This is a genomic window from Ottowia sp. VDI28, from assembly GCF_049532675.1.
Classification (GTDB): Bacteria; Pseudomonadota; Gammaproteobacteria; order Burkholderiales; family Burkholderiaceae_C; genus Ottowia.
Genome location: NZ_CP149820.1, coordinates 1,770,981 through 1,792,206, shown reverse-complemented (window position 1 = coordinate 1,792,206; position 21,226 = coordinate 1,770,981). Strand labels below are relative to the sequence as shown.

At 62.5% G+C, this 21,226-nt stretch carries 16 protein-coding genes and 4 pseudogenes; 8 read left to right on the top strand and 12 right to left on the bottom strand.

The window, feature by feature from the left end; translation table 11 throughout:
- Positions 1-5: 5 nt before the first annotated feature.
- The 3 genes and pseudogenes from WJU18_RS08440 to WJU18_RS08430 all read right to left on the bottom strand — a co-directional run bounded on the left by WJU18_RS08440 (position 6) and on the right by WJU18_RS08430 (position 1,598).
- The gene (locus WJU18_RS08440) at positions 6-539 is read right to left on the bottom strand and encodes an RNA polymerase sigma factor (protein ID WP_423459647.1); all 534 of its coding nucleotides are present in this window, start codon (positions 537-539) and stop codon (positions 6-8) included.
- 6 nt (positions 540-545) lie between these two features.
- Complete coding sequence (locus tag WJU18_RS08435) at positions 546-935, bottom strand: hypothetical protein (protein ID WP_423459646.1); 390 nt, start codon at positions 933-935, stop codon at positions 546-548.
- A gap of 85 nt (positions 936-1,020) precedes the next feature.
- Positions 1,021-1,598: pseudogene (locus WJU18_RS08430) on the bottom strand (helix-turn-helix domain-containing protein).
- Positions 1,599-1,893: 295 nt separating this feature from the next.
- Between WJU18_RS08430 and WJU18_RS08425 the strand changes: the two are divergent.
- Genes WJU18_RS08425 through WJU18_RS08415 form a run of 3 tightly spaced genes read left to right on the top strand, consistent with a single transcriptional unit; the run spans position 1,894 to position 5,012 of the window.
- On the top strand, positions 1,894-3,330 hold the full coding sequence (locus tag WJU18_RS08425; RefSeq protein WP_423459645.1) for an amidase: 1,437 nt from the start codon (positions 1,894-1,896) through the stop codon (positions 3,328-3,330).
- A gap of 30 nt (positions 3,331-3,360) precedes the next feature.
- Entirely contained in the window at positions 3,361-4,323 is a 963-nt protein-coding gene (locus WJU18_RS08420; RefSeq protein ID WP_423459644.1) for a Bug family tripartite tricarboxylate transporter substrate binding protein, read from the top strand.
- Between the two features lie 11 nt (positions 4,324-4,334).
- The gene (locus WJU18_RS08415) at positions 4,335-5,012 is read left to right on the top strand and encodes a hypothetical protein (RefSeq protein WP_423459643.1); all 678 of its coding nucleotides are present in this window, start codon (positions 4,335-4,337) and stop codon (positions 5,010-5,012) included.
- A 3-nt stretch (positions 5,013-5,015) separates the two neighbouring features.
- On the opposite strand, the gene WJU18_RS08410 is transcribed toward WJU18_RS08415, so the two are convergent.
- Entirely contained in the window at positions 5,016-5,930 is a 915-nt protein-coding gene (locus WJU18_RS08410) for an SDR family oxidoreductase (protein WP_423460963.1), read from the bottom strand.
- 146 nt (positions 5,931-6,076) lie between these two features.
- On the opposite strand from WJU18_RS08410, the gene WJU18_RS08405 reads away from it, so the two are divergent.
- Both WJU18_RS08405 and proC read left to right on the top strand, forming a co-directional pair.
- Positions 6,077-7,144: a CDP-6-deoxy-delta-3,4-glucoseen reductase gene (locus WJU18_RS08405; protein ID WP_423459642.1), complete on the top strand. Its 1,068-nt coding sequence runs from the start codon at positions 6,077-6,079 to the stop codon at positions 7,142-7,144.
- A 12-nt stretch (positions 7,145-7,156) separates the two neighbouring features.
- Positions 7,157-7,987: a pyrroline-5-carboxylate reductase gene (gene proC, locus WJU18_RS08400; RefSeq protein WP_423459641.1), complete on the top strand. Its 831-nt coding sequence runs from the start codon at positions 7,157-7,159 to the stop codon at positions 7,985-7,987.
- A 182-nt stretch (positions 7,988-8,169) separates the two neighbouring features.
- Here the strand turns inward: proC and ubiA are convergent, their stop codons facing one another.
- From ubiA to recG, 4 genes and pseudogenes are all read right to left on the bottom strand, one after another.
- Positions 8,170-9,063, bottom strand: a complete 894-nt coding sequence (gene ubiA / locus WJU18_RS08395) for a 4-hydroxybenzoate octaprenyltransferase (RefSeq protein ID WP_423459640.1) — start codon at positions 9,061-9,063, stop codon at positions 8,170-8,172.
- The gene (locus WJU18_RS08390) at positions 9,064-9,870 is read right to left on the bottom strand and encodes a phosphatase PAP2 family protein (protein ID WP_423459639.1); all 807 of its coding nucleotides are present in this window, start codon (positions 9,868-9,870) and stop codon (positions 9,064-9,066) included. It abuts the gene before it with no gap.
- Positions 9,867-10,835 (bottom strand): LysR substrate-binding domain-containing protein, encoded by a 969-nt coding sequence (locus tag WJU18_RS08385; protein ID WP_423459638.1) that lies wholly within the window; start codon positions 10,833-10,835, stop codon positions 9,867-9,869. The genes WJU18_RS08390 and WJU18_RS08385 overlap by 4 nt, the downstream gene beginning before the upstream one ends.
- A 2-nt stretch (positions 10,836-10,837) precedes the next feature.
- Positions 10,838-12,978, bottom strand: a pseudogene (gene recG, locus WJU18_RS08380) (ATP-dependent DNA helicase RecG).
- A 76-nt stretch (positions 12,979-13,054) separates the two neighbouring features.
- Here recG and queA point away from each other — a divergent pair.
- Positions 13,055-14,084, top strand: a pseudogene (gene queA, locus WJU18_RS08375) (tRNA preQ1(34) S-adenosylmethionine ribosyltransferase-isomerase QueA).
- Between the two features lie 131 nt (positions 14,085-14,215).
- On the opposite strand, the gene WJU18_RS08370 reads toward queA, so the two are convergent.
- From WJU18_RS08370 to WJU18_RS08360, 3 genes are read right to left on the bottom strand one after another with little or no spacing between them, the layout of a single operon-like run.
- Positions 14,216-14,527, bottom strand: coding sequence for a non-heme iron oxygenase ferredoxin subunit (locus tag WJU18_RS08370; protein ID WP_423459637.1), 312 nt, complete (start codon positions 14,525-14,527; stop codon positions 14,216-14,218).
- Between the two features lie 14 nt (positions 14,528-14,541).
- Positions 14,542-15,027, bottom strand: a complete 486-nt coding sequence (locus WJU18_RS08365) for an aromatic-ring-hydroxylating dioxygenase subunit beta (RefSeq protein WP_423459636.1) — start codon at positions 15,025-15,027, stop codon at positions 14,542-14,544.
- A complete protein-coding gene (locus WJU18_RS08360; protein ID WP_423459635.1) occupies positions 15,024-16,304 on the bottom strand; it encodes an aromatic ring-hydroxylating dioxygenase subunit alpha in 1,281 nt (426 codons plus the stop codon). The genes WJU18_RS08365 and WJU18_RS08360 overlap by 4 nt, the downstream gene beginning before the upstream one ends.
- Before the next feature lie 190 nt (positions 16,305-16,494).
- Between WJU18_RS08360 and WJU18_RS08355 the strand changes: the two genes are divergently transcribed.
- Both WJU18_RS08355 and tgt read left to right on the top strand, forming a co-directional pair.
- Complete coding sequence (locus tag WJU18_RS08355; RefSeq protein ID WP_423459634.1) at positions 16,495-17,817, top strand: methyltransferase; 1,323 nt, start codon at positions 16,495-16,497, stop codon at positions 17,815-17,817.
- An 11-nt stretch (positions 17,818-17,828) separates the two neighbouring features.
- On the top strand, positions 17,829-19,007 hold the full coding sequence (gene tgt / locus WJU18_RS08350; RefSeq protein ID WP_423459633.1) for a tRNA guanosine(34) transglycosylase Tgt: 1,179 nt from the start codon (positions 17,829-17,831) through the stop codon (positions 19,005-19,007).
- Positions 19,008-19,123: 116 nt separating this feature from the next.
- On the opposite strand, the pseudogene prpR reads toward tgt, so the two are convergent.
- Positions 19,124-21,015, bottom strand: a pseudogene (gene prpR / locus WJU18_RS08345) (propionate catabolism operon regulatory protein PrpR); the annotation flags it as partial.
- Between the last annotated feature and the right edge of the window lie 211 nt (positions 21,016-21,226).

The following is a 21,226-nucleotide window of genomic DNA, read 5'->3' as shown; positions in this document are numbered from 1 at the left end:
CTCCTTCACTTGACTGCCCTCAATGCGGGAAGAACGGGCCGTTCACCCTCGCCTTCCATCAGTTGCCGCAATTGCTCACGCGCCCGCGACAGGCGTGACATGACCGTACCGACAGGAATACCCAGCATTTCCGCTGTCTCCGCGTAGCTGAACTGTTCCATGCCCACCAATAACAGCACCTCTCGCGCTTGTGGCGCCAAACGGGCCAGCGCACGCTCCAGGTCCAGCCGCAGCGTCATCTGCCCCGTGGGGTCGTGGCCGGAATCATTGATTTCGTCCAGTTCCACTGTGCGTTGCCGCGTGGCCTGCTGCCATTGGTTGGCATAGAGGTTGTGCATCAAGGTCAGCAGCCAACTGAGCAGCGCTTTCCGGATCTCATCCGCGGACGCCGGCGACGGGGGACGCCAGAGCGCCCACTTCTGGCACGCCCGTTCCAACGTGTCTTGCACCAGATCGTCTGCGCGGGCAGCATCGCCCACCAGCACCTGGGCATAGCGGCGCAGGCGCGGAATGTGGGTGATCGCGGAATCGATGTTCACTCGATCTCAGGGCTTGGCCGCATGCCAGGTATTGTTGAGAAAACCGTCGCCCGTCTTGTCTCCGGGCTTCGTATCCTTGACCCAATAGTAGAGCGGGCGCCCCTTGTAGGCCCATTGCTTGCCGCCGTCATCGCGGGTCACCACGGCCCAGTCGCCCATCGAAGCCGCCCCGGCGGGGGCCGCCAGTGGCGGCCAGTTGGTGGCGCAGCCGCCATTGCAGACGCTCTTGCCCGAACCAGCGGCATCCTTGTCGAACACATAGAGTGTCATCTGGTTGGGGCCGACCAGTACGCCGTTCATGGCTTTGGCTGGCGCCGCTGTCTGGGAGACGGAAGCCGTGGAACAGGCCGCCAGCAGTACAGGGGCCAGGATCGAGAGGGAAGCAATGCGAATCATGAGGTCTCTCCTTGAAGTTGACCTGCGGTAAACAGTTCGGAGAGCGGTTTTATTCCATAGTGTTCACCAGAAAAGACCACTCCCCTCATTCACGCAAAGTGAACACAATGGAGAGATAGCTGACTGGATGCTCCAGGATCGTCTCGGCTCCATGAAGCGCAGTGGCATCGAAGAGCAGCGAATCGCCCGGGCCGATCGTCATCAGGCGGCTTCCGTAGCGATATCGGAGCTTGCCGCGGAGAAAGTAGAGAAACTTCGTCCCGGGATGCTGGAACGTGGTGTAGGGCTCGGCATCCGCGTCCAAATCGACCTTATACGGCTCGACAAAAAGATTCCCCGAGAGCAAGTGCCCGATCAGCTCGTAGCCATAACCGCGAATCACCCCCTCGCGCTCCACGCGCAAGCCGGTCCCCGCGGGCACGAACGAGCAGTCTGTACGCCGGATCTGATCAACGAAAAATCGTGACATAGGGACATCGAGCGCCCCTGAAATCCGCTCCAGCGCTTCCATGGAAGGCGATGCGAGACCATGCTCGATCCGTGACAGCATGGAACGAGATAGCCCCGCCCCTTGGCCAAGGCCGCCGCGGAGACACCGCTGGCCAGGCGCAGCGAATGGATTTGCTTGCCGAGCTGAACGGCGATCTGGCTGCGCTTTGGCATGTCGGAGGCCGCGGATGATCTTGGCTTTACGAGCCTGACTGGCACGCGCCCCTTGCTGGCGGTTGGTAGAGGTGAAGGAGTCTGACGGCGAGCCAAGGCGAATCTCCTCATTCCTGAAATGAAGCGAGTTTCTTCAAAAAAGCAGTCTGAGCAATGGTTGCATGTGATGAAACACCACATGCGCGCTCCTTCAGCAGAACACTTGATGAAGGCATGGCTCCTATGCATGCGATGCAAGCCTTGACGCCTTGACGCCATCTCTCAAAACTCCCCCAAAATCAGGAAAGGACTGCAGATGGTGGACTATGAAAAGTATGACGCGCTGGCATTGGCCGATTTGGTGCGGCGCGGCGAGGTGTCGCCCGGTGAACTCCTCGATGAAGCCCTCAAGCGCGTGGACGAACGCAACCCCAAGCTGAATGCTGTCGTGTGGGAGAACCGCGAGCTTTCACGCAAGCTCATTGGCGATGGGTTGCCGGATGGCCCATTCAAGGGTGTGCCTCTCCTGGTGAAGGACAGCGGAATGCCTGTCACGGGTTTTGTATCCACCAATGGATGTCGTTTTTTCGAGGGCGCCCGGCAAATCGCCGACTCCGAACTCACTTCACGCATGCGGGAGGCAGGATTCGTCTTCGCGGGCATGACCGCCTCACCTGAGTTCGGAATGAACATCACCACGGAGGCACGCCTCTACGGCAGTCCCACGCGAAACCCCTGGAATTTGGAGCACAGTGCCGGCGGCTCAAGCGGTGGCTCCTCAGCCGCCGTCGCAGCCGGCATCGTGCCGATGGCCGCCGCCTCCGACGGCGCCGGTTCCATCCGGATTCCCGCATCCGCATGCGGGCTGTTCGGCCTGAAGCCCTCACGCGGGCGTGTGCCTGCCGGCCCGAAAAAGGGCGAGGGATTGGCGGGGCTGGCAAGCTATCACGCGGTCTCGCGAACGGTGCGAGACAGTGCCGCGATGCTAGATGCTCTCGGCGGCGCCGACCTGGGCGCGCCTTATGCCGCGCCATCTCGTGAAAACGGCTTCCTGGAGGCCACCCGGCGCGAACCGGGCCGGCTGCGTATCGGGCTGGTCGAGGCCGCCCCCAACGGCACGCCTGTCGATGAACAGGTTCTGGCGGCTATCCGTGAAACTGCCAGGCTCTGTGAATCGCTGGGACATCATGTGGAAGCGACGACGCTACCCAATATCGACTATGAACAGCAGGCTGGTATTTTCAAGCTTCTCATCGGCATATCGGCTCTAGGGGCGGTCGAAGCCAGGTCAGCGATCCTGGGGCGCCAGCCCCTCCACGACGAGCTGGAACCAATGACGTGGGAAGCCATGGAATATGCCTCCAAGCGATCAGCCCTTGACTACAGCAAGATCGTCGCCCTGGCCCATGCTCTTGGCCGCAAGCACGCTGAACACATGCTTGCTTTCGACGCGCTGCTGACGCCCACATTGCAGCACCCTCCCGCCATGCTCGGAACACTGGCCTCGCCCTCGATGACCTTCGACGAGATGTTCACGCATCACGCAGGCCACATCTCTTTCCTCTCACTGGCCAACGCGGCCGGCGTGCCTGCTATGACGGTGCCGCTTGCATGGTCCGCGGAAGACCTGCCCATCGGCTCCCATTTCGTGGGGGCGTTCGGCCAGGAGCAGATGCTGTTCTCTCTGGCGGCTCAGCTCGAAGAATCCAAGCCTTGGTTCGACAGGCGGCCACCGCTGGCGACGCAAGGCTGAGACCTTTCACGCGTTCAAACAGGAAACCCCATGCGCAAGATACTTCTCGCTTTCGCCATTGCGGCCGGCATGATCCAGGCCTGCTTTGCCGATTCATTTCCTTCGAGGCCTCTCACGATCATCGTGCCCTACGGCCCAGGTGGCGGCACGGATCTTTTCGCACGCACGCTCGCGTCGATGCTGGGGCCCAAGCTGGGCCAGAGCGTCCTTGTGGAAAACGCGCCCGGCGCGGGTGGAACCATCGGCCTGCAGAAACTCAACAACGCGCGCCCCGATGGCCATACCCTCGTGGTCGCCAGCGGCATGGAATATGAGATGCAGGCCTTGTCCAACCCCGACGCTCCCGTGAAGGCCACCGAACTCAAGGCCATCGGAAACTTCGGAACCCAACCCATGGTCCTGGTCGCGCGTCCGGGGCTTGGTGTCAAGACGGTGGATGAACTCATCGCTCTGGCCAAGAACAAGCCTGGCGTAGTCTCGATCGCGGCGGTTGGCCCGGGCACCGCGCTGCAGATCACCAGCCTCATGATCCAGCAGGCCGCAGGCATCCGGCTCATAGATGTTTCCTACAAAGGCTCCGGACAGATCGTCACGGACATTCTCGCCAGCAATGTGGACGTCGCGCTGATGTCTCCGCCTGTGGTCAGCGGCTTGATCCAGGAAGGCAAGCTCGTTCCGTTGGCCATCTCGGAAGCCAATCGCTCGCCGGTCATGCCAGGAATACCGAGCCTGGCCGAGACACCGGCATTGAAGGAGATCGACACCAAGATCGGCTACCCGCTTTACGGACCCAAGGCCATGCCGCAGCAAGCCGCCGAAGTGATCACGAGGAGCGCCAACGAAGTTCTTGCCACCCCCCAGTTTCAGCAAGCGCTATTGAAGTTGATGGTCGCGCCGGCCAAGCGGATCCTTGGTGACGATGCCAACGCGCTGACCACCTCGCAGCTCGCCCAGTTCAGGAAAACATTGGCGGCCAAGCCAGCGGCCCAATAAGGACACATCGCATGCCTGAATCGAACGCGCAAAGAACCGTGGCCCGCCCCTCCACCGTGAGGTTCGCCACGCTGGGCCCCAGTGGCACCAATCACGAGCTGATCACCAAGCGGTACCTTGCATCGCAAGGCATAGAGAACTATGAGATCAAGCTCATTCTGACGTTCAAGGACGCCATTGCCCTGCTTCTCGCTGGCGAAGTGGATCATGTCATGCAGTGCGCGGTGCACCCCGAAACTCCGCAAACGCTTGGGGAAAATTTTCGCTCGGTTTTCGCCATCGATTGCTTCATTTCCGACAGCCAGGAACTAGCCGTGCTGTCTCGGCGCGGCGTTGAACACCCCGAGTCGATAGGCGTGTTGCTACCGGCGAACGAGAAATATACCGATCTATCGAAGTGGGCAAAGATCGTTCCCTTCGGTTCGCTGCCGCTGATCAATGACGCCTTGCTGGCGGGAAAAATTGATTCGGGCCTGGTCTACCGCTCCTATGCCGACCAGTATCCTGAGTCCTTGTATGTGGAGGAGGTCATCGGTTCGCCTGACGACGTGTGGATTGTCTACGGAAGGCGGCGTGCCTTCCAGGGAAAGCTCATCGGCTTCGGCGACCGGGCGCTCCTCAGTGAGGCGCGTTCGGACTTCCAAACGCTCTCACGAGAGTCTGCTCATGGCGTGTCTGGCAAAACCTGAGGACTACCGAATCAATCCTTGCCTCACCGTAGGATAGGCCAGCCGCATACGCAGTTCGCGCTTCATGCGCTGGTTGTCCAACCGGCGCGACTCGCGCATGAATGAGAGTTGCATGGGCGAGAGCGTCTGGGTAGCCTGGGCCAGGGTGATGCGTGGCGGGCGCGGCACGCCATAGAGATCGGCGGCGAAATCCATGTAGTCGCCAATCCTGAGGTCAGTGTCGTCGCTGACGTTGATCGCGCGCAGGGGCCGACCGCGCCACAGGGCCAGTACGCAGGCGCGCGCCAGGTCATTGGCATGGATGTGGTTGGTGAAGACGTCTTCCTCCGCCAGGAGCACAGGCGTGCCCTTGCGCAGGCGCTCGCGCGGGGTACCCCCTTCGCGGTCAGGGGCATAGATGCCAGGAATACGCAAAATGCTGGTGCGCACCCCGGCGCGGCCCAGAAAGCGGACTTCTGCTTCCGCATCGACCCGGCGCCGAGCACGCGGCGTCTGCGGATTCACTGCGCGAGTCTCATTCACCCATTCGCCACCGCAATGGCCATATACGCCGCTGGTGGAACCGTAGACCAGAGCAGCTGGGAGCTCTCGCCGGCGGAGAGCGCGCACAAGTGCCTGCGTGCGCCGGTCAGTCTGGCCTTCCGAGGGCGGTGGCGCAAGATGGATCACGCGCGGTGACAGCCCGGCCAGCCGCGTCAGCGTGGACGGAAAATCCAGATTACCCAGGAGCGGCTTGATGCCGGCGGCGCGCAACTCAGGCGCCCGCTCCGGATCGGAAGTAAGCGCCAGCACCTGCAGGCGGGGATGGAGCAGCAGCTTTGCGGCGCGCAGGCCGACATCGCCGCAGCCGACGATCAGGACTCTCTGGCGCCGGAAGCGTGCCGGGAGTGCGCCTAGGGGGTTTTGGTTTGAGGGCAAAATCAGGTAGTTGACGGAAGTTTCGTAATTCGCGATGCGCCGCTGCGCCCTCACCCCTTCCCTCCCGGATGGCCGTACCCCCCAGAGGGAGAGGGAGTTTCCATTCCCAATAGAGGGCCATTAGAGCTTACTAGGATATTTACCACATGACTTACCAGATCACTGTCGAGCCCAGCGGCCGCACTTTTGAAGCAGCGCCGGGTGAAGCCATGCTGGCGGCCGGCATCCGCCAGGGTATTGGCCTGCCCTACGGCTGCAAGGACGGCGCCTGCGGCTCCTGCAAGTGCAAGAAGCTCTCCGGCACCGTCGCGCACGGCCCGCACCAGGAAAAGGCCCTGAGCGCGGAGGAAGAAGCGCAGGGCTATGTGCTGACCTGCTGCGGCGTTCCGCAGAGTGACGTGGTGCTGGAATCACGGCAAGTCACCCACGCAGGGGCCTTCCCGATCCGCAAGATGCCCGCCCGGATTGCCGCGTTGGAAAAGAAATCGCACGACGTGATGGGCATCCGGCTGCAATTGCCGGCCAATGACGTGATGCAATACCACGCTGGCCAATACATTGAATTCATTCTCCGCGATGGCGCACGCCGCAGCTACAGCATGGCCAATGCGCCGCACCTGCTGATCCAGCAACCAGCAGGCGGTGGAACGGGCGCGCCTATCGTGGAGCTGCATGTGCGCCACATGCCAGGCGGCAAATTCACCGACCATGTGTTCGGCGCCATGAAGGAAAAGGAAATCCTGCGGGTGGAAGGCCCGTACGGCAGCTTTTACCTGCGGGATGATTCACCCAAACCGATGATTCTGCTGGCTTCGGGCACGGGTTTTGCCCCGATCAAGGCGATCATCGAGCATATGCATTTCATGGGCATCACGCGCAAGGCAACGCTCTACTGGGGCGGACGCAGGCCGCAGGATCTCTACATGGACAGCTGGGTGAAAGAGCGCCTGGCCGAGATGCCGCACCTGCACTATGTGCCCGTGGTATCTGATGCGCTGCCCGAAGACGGCTGGAGCGGCCGCACCGGCTTCGTGCACAAGGCGGTGATGGAAGATTTCCCCGATCTCTCGGGCCACCAGGTCTATGCCTGCGGCGCGCCCATTGTGGTGGATTCGGCGCGGCACGAGTATGTGGCCCAAGCCGGCCTGCCCGACGAAGAATTCTTTGCCGACTCGTTCACGAGCGAAGCGGACAAGACCCACACGGCCAACTGACACCTGAACACCATGACTTCCACAGCATCCTTCAACGAACCCATTGGCTTCATCGGCGGCGGCAACATGGCCAGCGCCATCATCGGCGGTTTGATTCGCCAGGGCCTGGCGCCATCGCAGATCCGCGTGGTCGAGCCGTTTGAATCGACGCGCACGGCGCTTGTGGCTCAGCACGGCGTGGTGGCGCAGGCGGCTGCGGGAGAGTTTCTGCAGGATACCGCGCTGGTGGTATGGGCGGTGAAACCGCAGATGTTCACCGAGGCGGCCGCGCCCGTACAGCCCTTTACCAGCAATGCAGTGCATCTGAGCGTGATGGCCGGTATTCGCTCCAGCAGTATTGCCGCTGCCTGCGGTACCGAGCGCATCGTGCGCTGCATGCCCAATACGCCGGCACTCGTCGGCCGCGGCATGACCGCGCTGTTTGCCCGTGGCGGACTGCAGGAAGCCGATCGCGCACGGGCCGAGCAGGTGATCCGCACGACGGGCGATGCGCTCTGGGTGGCGCAGGAGGAGCAGCTCGATGCGGTGACAGCTCTTTCAGGCTCCGGCCCTGCGTACGTGTTCTATTTTCTGGAGGCCATGCAGCAGGCTGGCGAGCAAATGGGCTTGAACGCCAGCCAGGCCCGCCAATTGGCGGTGGGAACCTTCGATGGCGCCAGCGCGCTGGCAGGTGCCTCCAGTGAGCCGCTTTCCGTGTTGCGCGAGCGCGTGACCAGCAAAGGCGGTACCACCTATGCGGCCTTGACCTCCATGGAAAGCAGCGGCATGAAGGACGCGTTCATTCGGGCTATGCGGGCGGCGCAGCAGCGGGCAGTGGAGTTGGGGGACGAGTTTGGGCGGTGAGGGTGGCCTCCGACCTCCAATCAAACAGCTGAAGGCCATTAGGAAGCAGCAGGCCGTTCAGATCAACCAGCCGTGAAAGCCCTCACCCCGGCCCTCCCGGATGGCCATACCCCCCAGAGGGATAGGGAGAAAGAGGGGGCTTGACTACGACAAGCATCCGCGTGCGCACTTCGTGCACACCCTTACGAGATCTGCTTGGCGAGGAAGGCCAACACGATGCCTGCGAAGAGCGTAAAACCCAGCCAGTGGTTAAGGCGGAACGCCTTGAAGCAGCCCTCCCGCGTGCGATCCTTGATAAGCGTGTAATGCCACACGACCTGGGCCAGCGCCGCAGCAAACGCCACGAGCAAAATGGCACCCGGCACATACTGCCAACTGACCAAGAGCCAGATCGCCAGATACACCAGGTAAAAACAGGTGACGCCCGCCACATCAAACCGGCCAAGCGTGATGGCAGAGGTTTTCATGCCGATACGCAGATCGTCATCGCGATCAACCATGGCGTATTCCGTGTCGTAGGACAGCACCCAGAACAGGTTGCCAATCAACAGCACCCAGGCCTCCAGAGGCACGTGGGCCTGCACAGCAGAGTAAGCCATGGGAATGCCAAAACTGAACGCCACGCCCAGGACAGCCTGCGGCATCGACACATAGCGTTTGGCATAGGGATAGATCAGCGTGACCGCCAAGGCCGGGAAGGACCAGGCGATGGTCTGTACATTCGTAGTCAGCACCAGGCAAAAGGCAAGCAATGCCAGCACGGCGCCTAAAGCCAAGGCCTCCTTCACGCTCACCAGGCCACTGGTGACGGGGCGATGGGCCGTGCGCTTGACGTGACGGTCGAACTCACGATCGGCCACATCATTGACGCAGCAACCGGCCGAGCGCATCAGGATGGTTCCGAGCGTGAAAACGATGATCAGGTGCCAGCCGGGAAAGCCGCCCTTGGCGATCCACAAGGCGCTGAGGGATGGCCATAGAAGCAGCAGCCAGCCAGCCGGCCGATCCCAGCGGATGAGGTCAAGATAGAGAGAAAGCCGGCTCCGCGGAGCGGGATCAGTTGAGGTCACGGTCATTCACGTGCGCGCGTGTTCAATCACGGCGATGGTTAACAATAAAGAAAAAGCACCCAGCAACAAGCCCGCCAGCACATCGCTCAGGAAGTGCGCTTGCAGCAAAACCCTGCTGGCTGCAACGGCGGCGATCAACAGGATTCCTAGAAGAACCAACGGCGCTCGCCAAGGTCCGGCAACTTGATCGCGCAGCAGCCAGACGAGCAGCCCGATCACCATCGCCATGCCCGCTGCATGTCCACTGGGAAAACTATAGCCTGAAGCCATGACTTCCGCGGCATGGACGGGCCGGGTGCGCTCGAAGACATTCTTCAGCATCCGCAGCAGCAAGCTGTTGGCAGTGCACCCGATGAACCAGGCCGCCGCCAGAAAACGCTGCCGCCGGTACAGCAGCCAAAGTGACACCAGCACCACCAGGGGCATCAGAACACGCGCGCTGCCTATATCAGTCAAAGCCAGGGCAAGCGCACGCAAGCCGTGCAAAGGCTCCCTCCTAGCCCAAAGCAGCGCTGCCCCATCCCAGCCTGCGATCCACTGGCCGAACGCGGACTCCTGCCCTGCCATCACGCCCCAGGCCATGCCCCAGAACAGCAGAGCAGCGCCCAACATGAGCCCGCCGGCAGCCGCCCAGGACAGGCGCGCGGCTAGGCGCCAGGGTGCCGCTACCGCCAGCGCGCGACGCCCACGCCATGCCAAACCGCCGGCCGCGAGCAGCACTGCCGCGAGCAACCATGGTACGAAGGGATCAAGGATTGAAAGGCCCTGCGCCGCGAAAGCCGCGGGCATCAACGAACCGGGGAAAGCACTCATGACAAGCGCTGAACCCCTGGCAGCTCGCAGGCATAGACGGCATTGCGCAACGCCGCGATCGCCTCATAGCGCGTAAAACTGCGCCGCCATGCCAACACCACACGGCGCGTGGGCGGCTCGCCCGGACCTGGATCAACAATCGGCAGGTACCGGACGAAGGACTCGTCGGAGTGGGCGTTCTCTTCTTTTTGCATGGCCAGCGCTTCAGCGGGCACCGAGAGGCGCGGCACCAAGGTCACCCCCATGCCGGCAGCCACCATGTGCTTGATGGTTTCCAGCGACGAGCCCTCGAAACTCTTGCGGATGCCCTCGGCATCGCTCGAGAAACGTGCGAATTCAGGGCAGACCTGCAGCACGTGATCGCGAAAGCAGTGACCGTTGCCCAGCAGAAGCATGGTCTCGTTTTTCAACTGTTCGGTGCTGACCGCGACCTCTTTCGACAGCGGGTGGGTCGATGGCACTGCTGCCATGAAAGGCTCGTCGTAGAGGGGGGCAACCGCCAGGCCGGTGTCAGGAAAGGGCTCAGCCAGGATGGCGCAATCTATCTCGCCCGTACGCAGCATTTCCAGCAGGCGGACCGTGAAGTTCTCCTGAAGCATGAGCGGCATCTGCGGCGTGTGCTTGATGATCTGGCGCACCAGATCGGGCAGCAGATACGGACCGATGGTATAGATCACCCCCAGCTTGAGCGGGCCGCTCAAGGGGCTTTTCCCGCGCTTGGCGATTTCCTTGATCTCGGCGGCCTGCTCCAGCACGCTTTGCGCCTGGCGCACGATTTCCTCACCCAATGGCGTCACGGTCACTTCACCGGCACTGCGCTCGAAGAGCTTGAGCTCCAGCTCATCTTCCAGTTTCTTGATCGCCACAGAAAGCGTGGGTTGCGAAACAAAGCAAGCCTCGGCCGCCTTGCCGAAGTGCTTCTCCCTAGCGACAGCTACGATGTATTTGAGTTCCGTCAGTGTCATGGTCAGGCCTTCAGATACTCGGATTTTCCACCCAGCCAACGCTCGATGTGCCGGCGGGCAAGCTCTGGGTGGTGGCGGAGCATGGCGGGGGCCGCCTGCCGGGCCCATGCGAGCAGGTCCGCATCTTCCGTCAGGTCGGCAAACCGCAGCAAGGCGGCGCCGGATTGGCGTGAGCCCATGAATTCGCCTGGCCCACGGATATCCAGGTCGCGCCGGGCGATTTCGAAGCCGTCGCTGGTCTCGACCATGGCCCTCAGGCGCGCGCGCGCGGTTTCGCTCAGGCGGCCGCCCTCGGGTGCTTCATAGAGCAGCACGCAGGCCGATGCCGCTGCGCCGCGCCCGACACGGCCGCGCAGCTGGTGCAGTTGGCTGAGGCCAAAGCGCTCGGCGTGCTCGACGACCATCAGGCTGGCATTGGGGACGTCCACCCCGACCTCGATCACGGTGGTGGACACCAGCACTTGCATCTGCCCGGCGGTGAATTGCCCCATCACGGCTTTCTTGTCGGCCACCGGCATGCGTGAGTGCAGCAGGCCGACAGCCGCCCCCGGCAGCTCGGCCGCCAGTTCAGCATGGGTTTCCGTGGCGTTGCGTAGATCAAGCGCTTCGCTTTCCTCGATCAGCGGACAGACCCAGTACACCTGCCGGCCCTCGTCGATCTGGGCGCGTATGCGCTCAATCACCTCGGCCCGCCGATGGGCCGCGACCAGCTTGGTGACCACGGGCGTCCGCCCGGGGGCAACTCATCCAGGGTGGAAACATCCAGATCGGCGTAATAGCTCATGGCGAGCGTGCGCGGAATGGGGGTGGCGCTCATCATGAGCAGGTGCGGCTCTCTGACCACGCCCCCGGTGGCCGCCACTTCCGCGCCTTCCGCCGGTGAACCAGGAGTTTCCTGGACGCTCGTCATCTTGCGCCGCAGATCCAGCCGCTGCTGCACGCCAAAGCGATGCTGCTCGTCGATCACGGCGAGACCCAGCTTGTGAAAATTCACCTGCTCCTGGATCACCGCATGCGTGCCGACGATCAGCGCCGCCTCTCCGCTGGCAATGATGCTCAGCATCTCGCCGCGTGCCTTCTTCTTCTGGCTGCCGGTGAGCCAGGCCACGCACTGCCCGCGCTCCTGCAGCAGCGGGGTGAGCCAGTCGGCCAGTTTGGCAAAGTGCTGCTCAGCCAGGATTTCAGTGGGCGCCATCAACGCGCATTGCCAACCGGCATCGATGGCAATGGCAGCGGCCAAGGCCGCGACCACGGTCTTGCCGCTGCCCACATCGCCCTGCAGCAAGCGGTGCATGGGCTGCTCGCCCGCCAGATCCTGCGCAATCTCCTCGCCCACGCGCCGCTGGGCACCCGTCAGGCCGAAAGGCAATGCGGCGAGCAATCGCTCATGCAAACCGCCCAGCTTGGCCTGTAGCGCAGGCGCCCGCAGGTGCTCCCGCTCCCGCCGGGCCTCCAACTGCGAAAGCTGCTGGGCCAGCAATTCCTCCGCCTTCAGGCGCCCCCAGGCGGGGTGAGTGCGGTCCTCCAGCTCGGCCAATGAGACATCGGGCGTGGGCAAATGCAGGAAAGTCAATGCCTCTCGCAAGGGCCAACCCGCCAGATGGCCCACCTGGTGGAGACAGGCCTGGGCGATGGTCTCCGACAGATCGGCCCGGCTCAAGCCCGCGAGCACCGCCTTGCGCAGATAGGCTTGGGGCAACGCCGCGACGGTGGAATACACAGGCGTCAGTGCGGTGGGCAATTGGCCGCCCGCAGCCCGCACCGTGGGATGCATCATGGTCCAGCCGGTCAACCCGCCCCGCACCTCGCCGCGCAACCGCAGGCGCGTGCCCACCGCCATCTGCTTCTGCTGGGAGGGGTAGAAATTGAAAAAGCGCAGCACGCACTGATCGCCCTCGTCTTCTACCGTGACCAGCAACTGGCGGCGCGGACGGAATGTGACTTCCGCGTGCACGACTTCGGCTTCGATCTGCACCATGTCGCCGTGGCGCGCATCGCGCAGGCGCATGAGGCGTGTTTCGTCTTCGTAGCGCAGGGGCAAGTGAAGCGCCAGATCGATATCGCGCGTGAGGCCGAGCTTGCGCAGCGCCTTCTGGGGCGCGCTGAGTTTTTGGGGGGCGGAGGCAGGAGCCGAAGCAGGCATGGGACAATTCTGCCGCGTTGGCGGCCCCGTTTCCTTAATAAACCGCCATTGCAGTCAGAATCATTGGCCTTTCTTCATGCGCAGCTACTCCACGAGCGACTTCGATTTCGCCCTTCCCCCTGAGCTCATCGCCCAACACCCTGCCGCGAGCCGTAGTGGCTCCCGCCTGCTCGACGGCAGCGGTTCGTCGCCCGCCGACCGCCAGTTCACGGATCTGCCCGGCCTGTTGCGTGAAGGCGATCTGATGGTGTTCAACGACACGCAGGTGGTAAAGGCACGCCTTTTCGGTGAAAAAAGCACGGGCGGAAAACTGGAGCTGCTGATCGAGCGTGTGCTGAGCGGCAACGAAGTGGCGGCGCACATGAAAGTCAGCAAGAAGCCGCGTGTGGGCGGCACGCTGCGGCTGGCAGGGGGCGCCCAGGCCGTACTGTTGGGCCGCTGGCCTGATGCGGACGGCCCGTTATTTCATTTGCGGCTCTCGTGTGAACCCTATGCGCTGATGGAGGCCCACGGCCACGTACCGCTGCCGCCCTACATCACGCACACGGATAGTTCGGAAGACGCCGCGCGCTACCAGACCGTGTTTGCCAGCAAGCCAGGGGCGGTAGCGGCCCCCACGGCGGCGCTGCATTTCGATGAAGCCATGCTGGCCAGGCTGGAAGCCGCCGGTGTGCGGCGCGCGTTTGTGACCCTGCACGTGGGAGCGGGCACATTCCAGCCCGTGAAAACCGAAAACATCGCCGAACATGTGATGCACCGCGAGCGTTATCACGTGCCGGAAACCACTCAGCAGGCGATCGCGGAGTGCCGCGCACGGGGGGCGCGTCGTGGCAGTGGGAACGACCAGCGTGCGCACGCTGGAATCCTGGGCCCAAAGCGGCGAGGCCAGCGGCGATACCGGGATTTTCATCACGCCGGGATTCCGCTTTCAGGTGGTGGAGGGGCTGGTCACCAACTTCCACCTGCCGCGCAGCACCTTGATGATGATGGTGAGCGCGTTCTCGGGATACGAGCACATCATGGAGCTATATGCCCATGCGGTGCGAGAGCGGTACCGGTTTTTCAGCTACGGGGACGCGATGTGGCTGGTCAGGCGTGAAGCCTGAGAAGGTGTCCTGATATGTATCTAAATTCAATCAACAAGAACCGTTCGGGCTGAGCTTGCCGAAGCCTTGTGCTGCGCTTCGACAAGCTCAGCGTGAACGGATTTTTATTTTCGAACGCAACTCGGTATGAGTCAGATCTCAAGCCATACCTTGCCATCTTCCAGCTTCACCGGATAGCTTTTGACAGGCGCCACGCACGGCGGCAACGTGGCCTCGCCGGTACGAATATCGAAGCGGCCCTGATGGTAAGGGCACTCGATCTCGTAGTCTTCCATATAGCCATCACATAACCGTGCCTGCCCGTGCGAGCAGGTGTTGTCAGTGGCGAACACTTCGCCGCCTTCCGTTTTATAGACGGCAATATCAAGACCTTGAGGCGCCACGGCAATAGCAGCCCCCTCGAAGAGATCTCCCTCTACGGCGACTTCGATCCAATGGCTCATGATGGGTTTTTCTTTCAGATGGGATAGATGATCGAGTTCGGAATCATTTCGCTGTCATAGACAGCCAGGCGCTCCGCGAACCTCATGCCGGCGGGCGTAGGCACGACAAGATCGATATAGCGGCCCACATTGAACACCAAGGACAGGCCGTCGAGCTTGGTGCGGAACACCGCATAGTTGCTTTCGCAGCGGATACCCTCCTCGCCCACGCCGCGCAATACGGGCGCGCCCACGACGTGGCGCTGGTAGTAGGGGTCGTGGAACAGCGTTTCCTTGATGCCGTAGACTCGATCGCGCATAGCGGCGCGGCCGTCGAAGGCGAGTGTGCACAGAGGAAAGCCTCGCTCGTGGTTCTCCCGGGGCTGTAGCTTGTAAACGCCCTCTTCGGTAAAGAAATCGGGCCACAACTCCCAATGGCCGCCGTCCACCGCGCTGGCGTAATCCGCCTGCAACTGGACCAGCGACTGCCAGGTATCGAAATCAAGCTTCGAGGCACTCATGCGTCGGCTCCTTGGGGCGCGCCGTCTTCCATGACTTTGCGCCAATAGTCGTACATGCCGCGGATCAACGTCTCGGTCACCATGTGATCGGTATCTTCCACGCCGCGTCCGCCCAGTTCCGCCAGTGCGCGGTGGAACGGCTTCTGCTCGAAGCCGCTTTGTGAAAGCTCGATCACCTCGCCATCGTCGGCGCTCACGAAACCCGCCGGCCCGAATAAGTTGGCTTGGCGCAAGCGGCGAGCGGTCATCTCGAGGGTGTCGTCGGCGAAGCCGAAGTGCGTCCACACGAAGTCGAAATGGCCATGGCCGTCTGGCTGAATGTGACGGGTGGAGACGCTGTTGACCTGCTGCTGGAAGATGACGCTGGGGAAAATGGTGGTCATCACGGCTGTCGGCTCGCCCCACCATTCTTCGTGCACGATGTCCAGAAAGCGCTTGTCTTCCAGCTCCATGGTGGATTTGAAGCTGGAGACCTGGGACACATCGGATTGCTTGCCGGCATTGCCGCGGGTGGAGATCATGGCGGCATGGCGGTGATGCTCGTCCATTTTCAGCGCGGCCTTGTTGTCGGCTCGCCAGAGGCCAAAGGTGACGAACCAAGTGTGCAGCAGCCCCGGATGGTAAGGGTCCTTGATGTTCTCCTGCATCAACTTCCAGTTGCCAGGAATGCGCTGGCGGTTGTACCCCAGGATGGTCAATGGCCGGCCGTTGAACAGGCGATCGAAGTACGTGAGGATGGCCGGGCCCAGATAGTCTTCAAGGGGCTCGACCTCATGATCGAAGCTGGCGAACACCACGCCGCCCCGGTTGGCTACCTTCAACTTGTGGAGGCCATGTTCCTTGGGATTGAAATCCGCGGGCATGCCACCCTTGACCTGGCCGTCCTGCCGCACACCGCGGCGAAGCGGCACGCCCTGCAGATCGCCTTCCAGCGTGTAGCTCCACTGGTGATAAGGGCACACAAACTCGCGGCGGTTGCCGTGCCGCGCACGGCAGAATTGCATGCCGCGGTGAGCGCATACGTTCTCGAAGCAATGCAGGCTGCCATCAGCCGCCCTGCTCAGGATGACCGAGCGCTCCCCTACCACCGTGCGCTTGAAATCACCCGGGTTGGGTATTTCCGCTTCCAGCCCTACGTAGCACCAGTGGCCTTGATAGAAAAAGCGCTCCAGCTCCTTCTTGTGCAGCCCTTCGTCGGTATATACGGCAAACGGGATCCGGCTGGTATCGCCTTTTTCCCAGTTTGGGCTGGCGCTTGGTTCATGACTGTCCGGCATTTGGCACCCCTTTCCTGTCTCCTGAGTCAACAACTTCCACGGCTGAACATTCTGAATCAGATCGCCCGGCCAAGCGTTGCCGTGCGATGCACGATAATCTCACCTTTTGCCGGCCGCCTGCTCAGCCGCGCCTTGCTGCGCCTGATCCCAGCCGCTGAACCCAACCGGCTTCCTCCCGTACCCGGTGCCCATGAGCAACTACACCATCTCCGACGACGCCCTGACGCAGGAATTGCAACACATTGGCTCGCTCATTGCGTCCGGCCAACTGCCGCAAGCCGCCAAAGCCCTGAATGACGTGCAAAAGCGCCACGGCCGCGATGCGCGCATTTTTCTCCTGGGCTCGCGCCTGGCGGAGCAGGCGGGCAACCCGGCAGGCGCCCTGCAGTCGGCAGAGTTGGCGCAAAAGGCTGCTCCGGGCTGGCCGGTGGCCACCATCGAGCTGGCCATGCTTCTGCTGCGCCAGAAAAAGTATGCCGAGGCCGTTGAGCAGGCGCGGCGCGGCGTCGCACTCGCGCCTGACGATTTCAACGTGATCCGTCGTTGCGTGGGCATCGCGATCCAGGCAGACAACCTTCCCGCCACACTGGAATGGTTGCGCAAGGCCGTGGCCTTGATGCCGCACGAACAGAGGCTCCGCTCGCTGCTCGCAGCGAATCTGGTCGCCGCGCGTGAAGGCGAAGAAGCTCTGGCGCTCTACGATCAACTCGTGCAGGAGCAACCCTGGGACACGGAAACCCTGGCGGGGCGGGCGCGGGCGGCCATGCTGGTGGGCAAGAACGAGCAGGCCCGGCAGGACGCCGAGGCGCTGCTTCGCCTGGAGCCGGGTAACACCTCGCACGAGTATCTGCTGGCCTTGGCGCGCGGCGAGCAGCCCAAGACGCAACCGGTGGAAGACGTCAAGAACCTGTTCGACCGCTTCGCGGATAATTTCGACACCGTCCTTTGGAAAAACCTGCAGTACCGCGTACCGGAAAAGGCCGCAGGCATTCTTCTGAAAGCCCATCCCGACCGTAAATTCAATCTGCTTGACCTGGGCTGCGGCACCGGTCTCGTTGGCGTCTTCCTGGGCCGCCTCAATGGCTTCATCATCGGCGTGGATCTCTCCGAGGAAATGATCCGCAAGGCCGCCCGGCACAATGTGTATGAGCGGTTTCACAATGTCAACGTGCTCGATGCGCTGCGCGACACCCCATCGGACCACTACGAGGCCATTACCTGCTGCGACGTGCTGGTTTACGTGGGCGATCTTTCGGAAGTCATTCCCAACGCACTGCGCATCCTCAAACCGGGTGGCCACTTCATCTTCTCGTGCGAAGCCGCCACGGAAGACGAGGAAGACATGGTGCTTCGCGCCACAGGCCGCTTCGCTCACAAGGCATCTGCAGTACAGCGCTTGTGCGAAGAGGCAGGGGTTGGAAGCGTCGAGATCGAGCAACTGCCACAGCTCCGCACCGAGGGCGGAGAACCGCTTCCGGGCTTTCTCGTGACTGTGCGTAAGAGCCAAAACTAAGGCCACCCGCGATGCTGCGCTTCGATCTGCTCACCACGGACCCCACGAGCCACGCCCGGCGCGGACGGCTGACGCTGAACCACGGCGTGGTGGAAACGCCGATTTTCATGCCCGTAGGCACTTATGGCACGGTCAAGGGGGTCATGCCGCGCAGCCTGCATGAAATGGGCGCGCAGATCATTCTCGGCAACACCTTCCATCTGTGGATGCGCCCCGGGCTGGACATCATCCAATCATTCGGCGGGCTGCACGACTTCGAGAACTGGAACAAGCCGATCCTCACCGATTCCGGCGGGTTTCAGGTCTGGTCGTTGGGCGAGATGCGCAAGATCAGCGAGGAGGGCGTGAAGTTTGCCTCCCCCGTGAATGGCGACAAGCTGTTTCTCACGCCCGAGATCAGCATGCAGATCCAGACCACGTTGAACAGCGACATCGTCATGCAGTTCGACGAGTGCACCCCGTACGAAACCAAGGGCAAGATCACCACCGAGCGCGAAGCACGCGCGTCCATGGAGCTTTCGCTGCGCTGGGCACGGCGCTGCCAGGCCGAGTTCGCGCGGCTGGAAAACCCCAACGCCCTGTTCGGCATCGTGCAGGGCGGCATGTTCGAGAACTTGCGCCAGGACTCGCTTGAAGCCCTGATCGAGATGGATTTCCCTGGCTACGCCATTGGCGGTGTCAGCGTGGGCGAGCCCAAGGAAGACATGATGCGCATCACCGCGCATACGCCGCACCGGCTGCCGGCCCACAAGCCCCGGTACATGATGGGCGTGGGCACGCCGGAAGACCTGGTCTATGGCGTGCAGCATGGCGTGGACATGTTCGACTGCGTCATGCCCACACGCAACGCGCGCAACGGCCACCTGTTCACACGGTTCGGCGATCTGAAGATCCGCAACGCACGGCACAAGAACGATCCTCGCCCCATCGACGAAAGCTGCACTTGCCATGCCTGCGCAGGTAGCTCGGGCGTGGCCTGGCAGGATGGCGGCCGCGATGGCTTCAGCCGCGCTTACCTGCACCACCTGGAGCGCTGCGGCGAGATGCTCGCGCCCATGCTGGCGACGGTACATAACCTGCACTACTACCTTCAGCTCATGCAGGAAGTACGGGCGGCGCTGGATGCAGGCGCATTGAGCGAGTTCGTGGCGCGCTTTCATTCGGAGCGCGCGCGGGGGTTTAGATCGTGAACACGTTCTTAAGAACGATGTTTTCCGAGGTGCGCTGCCCGGCCTTCATCCACTGGTGCCAGTGACTCTGGCGCAGCCTGCGGGGCTTGCTCCAGCGCGCCGGCCATCTGCGGGTCGCGCATCCAGCGCCAGAGCGTGGAGCGGCTGATACCGAGCATCTGTGCGGTGCGCTGGCGGTTGCCTCCGGCAAGGTACAGAGCCTCGGCCAGACGATCGGCCGTCATTTCCTCGTGATCGGCGGGGGCATGGGCCATCAGTTCCGGACACTCCTGCCCCAGTGCGCTCCATTGGATGTCGTGGATGTTCGGGTATTGCCACAGGAACACAGCCAATCGCTCACATACATTCTCGAGTTCGCGCACATTGCCTGGCCATGGATGGCGCCTCAAAGCCGGCATCAGCGGACTCAGGGCTTGCTCCGGATCCAGCTCGGACCCCAGTTGGCGCAGGCTGCGCGCGAGCAACACGCGCGCCAGTAACGCGAGATCGTCCGCACGCTCGCGAAGCGGAGGCAATGTGAGGCGCAAGGCATGGATGCGGTAGTACAGATCCTGGCGGAAACGCCCCTGGGCGACCAGGCTCTCGAGCGACTGGTGCGTGGCGGCCATCACACGGACGTCGACGGGGATGGAAGCGGTCGCACCGAGCCTGGTGATCTCGCGCTCCTGCAAGGCACGCAACAGCCGAGGCTGCAAGGAAAGCGGCATATCGCCGATTTCATCGAGAAACAGCGTGCCGGTATGGGCAACCTCGAACAGGCCGCGCTTCCCCCTCGCCTCGCACCGGTAAATGCGCCTTCCTCGTGGCCGAAAAGCTCGCTTTCGAGCAGTGCCTCCGGGAAAGCCGCGCAATTGACCGCCACGAATGGCCTGTCGGCTCTCGGGCTGGCGTTGTGCATCGCTTGAGCGAACAGCTCCTTGCCAGCGCCACTTTCTCCACCGAGAAGCACCCCCAGGTCGGTACGCGCATATCGGCGTGCGGTCTGCACAGCCTGAAGAAACGCAGGGCTGCGGCCCACCATCTTCTCGAAACTATGCCTCGCCGTATTCTGCCTATGCCGCTGGCGGCTGCGCAAAGCCGCATCGGCATCGTGGATGTCCCGCGCGTCGTGCAGGGTGAGCGTGGCGCCCACCAATTGCCCCTGCTCGTGGATCGGTGCCCGGCGGACCAGCCAGTCGCACCCTGACAGGTGCTGCACCACGCCCCGCTCCTCGCTGGGCTGGCTGAGCGTGTTCTGCAGCGAGAGCTGAGGCTCCAACTCCTCCAGACGCTGGCCGATCCGCGGCATCTGCCGCTGGCCGAGTACGCGCAACATGGGAGGATTGATGGCGATGATGCGATGCTGCTGATCCACCGCGACCACGGCTTCCTGCAAGTTGCGGAGCACGCCATTGAGCTGCTCATACCGCCCAGCTTCGAGCCGGGCTACGCGGACCAGTTCGACCGCGTCGTCAAAACCCTTGCGGATGCTGCTCAGCGAGTAGGCCAGCAGCGCCCTCAAACCGGCTTTCTGCGCCAATTCCACCACCAGGCTTGAGCCCACAATGACCTCGAAGCCGTCGCGCCGCAGTTGATCGAAGCGGGCATTGGCATCTTCAGGAGTGTGATAGGCGTGCTGAGCAATCTCGATATTGAGCAGTTCCTTGACCGCATCCAGCTCCGGAATGGTCTGACCGTAGGTCACCACGCCCACCCGGCCGGACCATTGCCGCGCCTGGATCAGTGCTTGCAGCAGATCAAACCCGCTCAATTCAATGGTGGCCACCGGAGCGGGCAACTCGGCGCGCAGCAAGCTGGCGTTCGACCCTGCGCTGACGAAGGCATCCACCATGCCACGCTCCAGCCGATCGCGCGCCACAGAAAGCGCGGCCGCGAAGCTTCCGTCCACCAACTCGATTTCCGCCAGGCACGCGTATTCCGCTACCACCGGGGCCGCGAATTCACGAATCTGGCGATAACCGACGAAGCAAAGGCGTGGCCGCCGTTCAGGATGTTCAGTGCGCAGCAAGATGTTTCATGAAACATGATTTCTCTTCAAAAAATGTATCACGAAACGTTCCATCGAACATCCAGATCAGAAATATCCATGCGCATCAGCCACTTAGAAATTCATCAGGATCGGCATACATCCTGCTTCTCTATGGGTTTATCCGCAAGCGGAGTGCGTTGCGGGCACTAAGGCCGATGGCCGGCCATCACCCCGCGGACCGCCCGCCAGC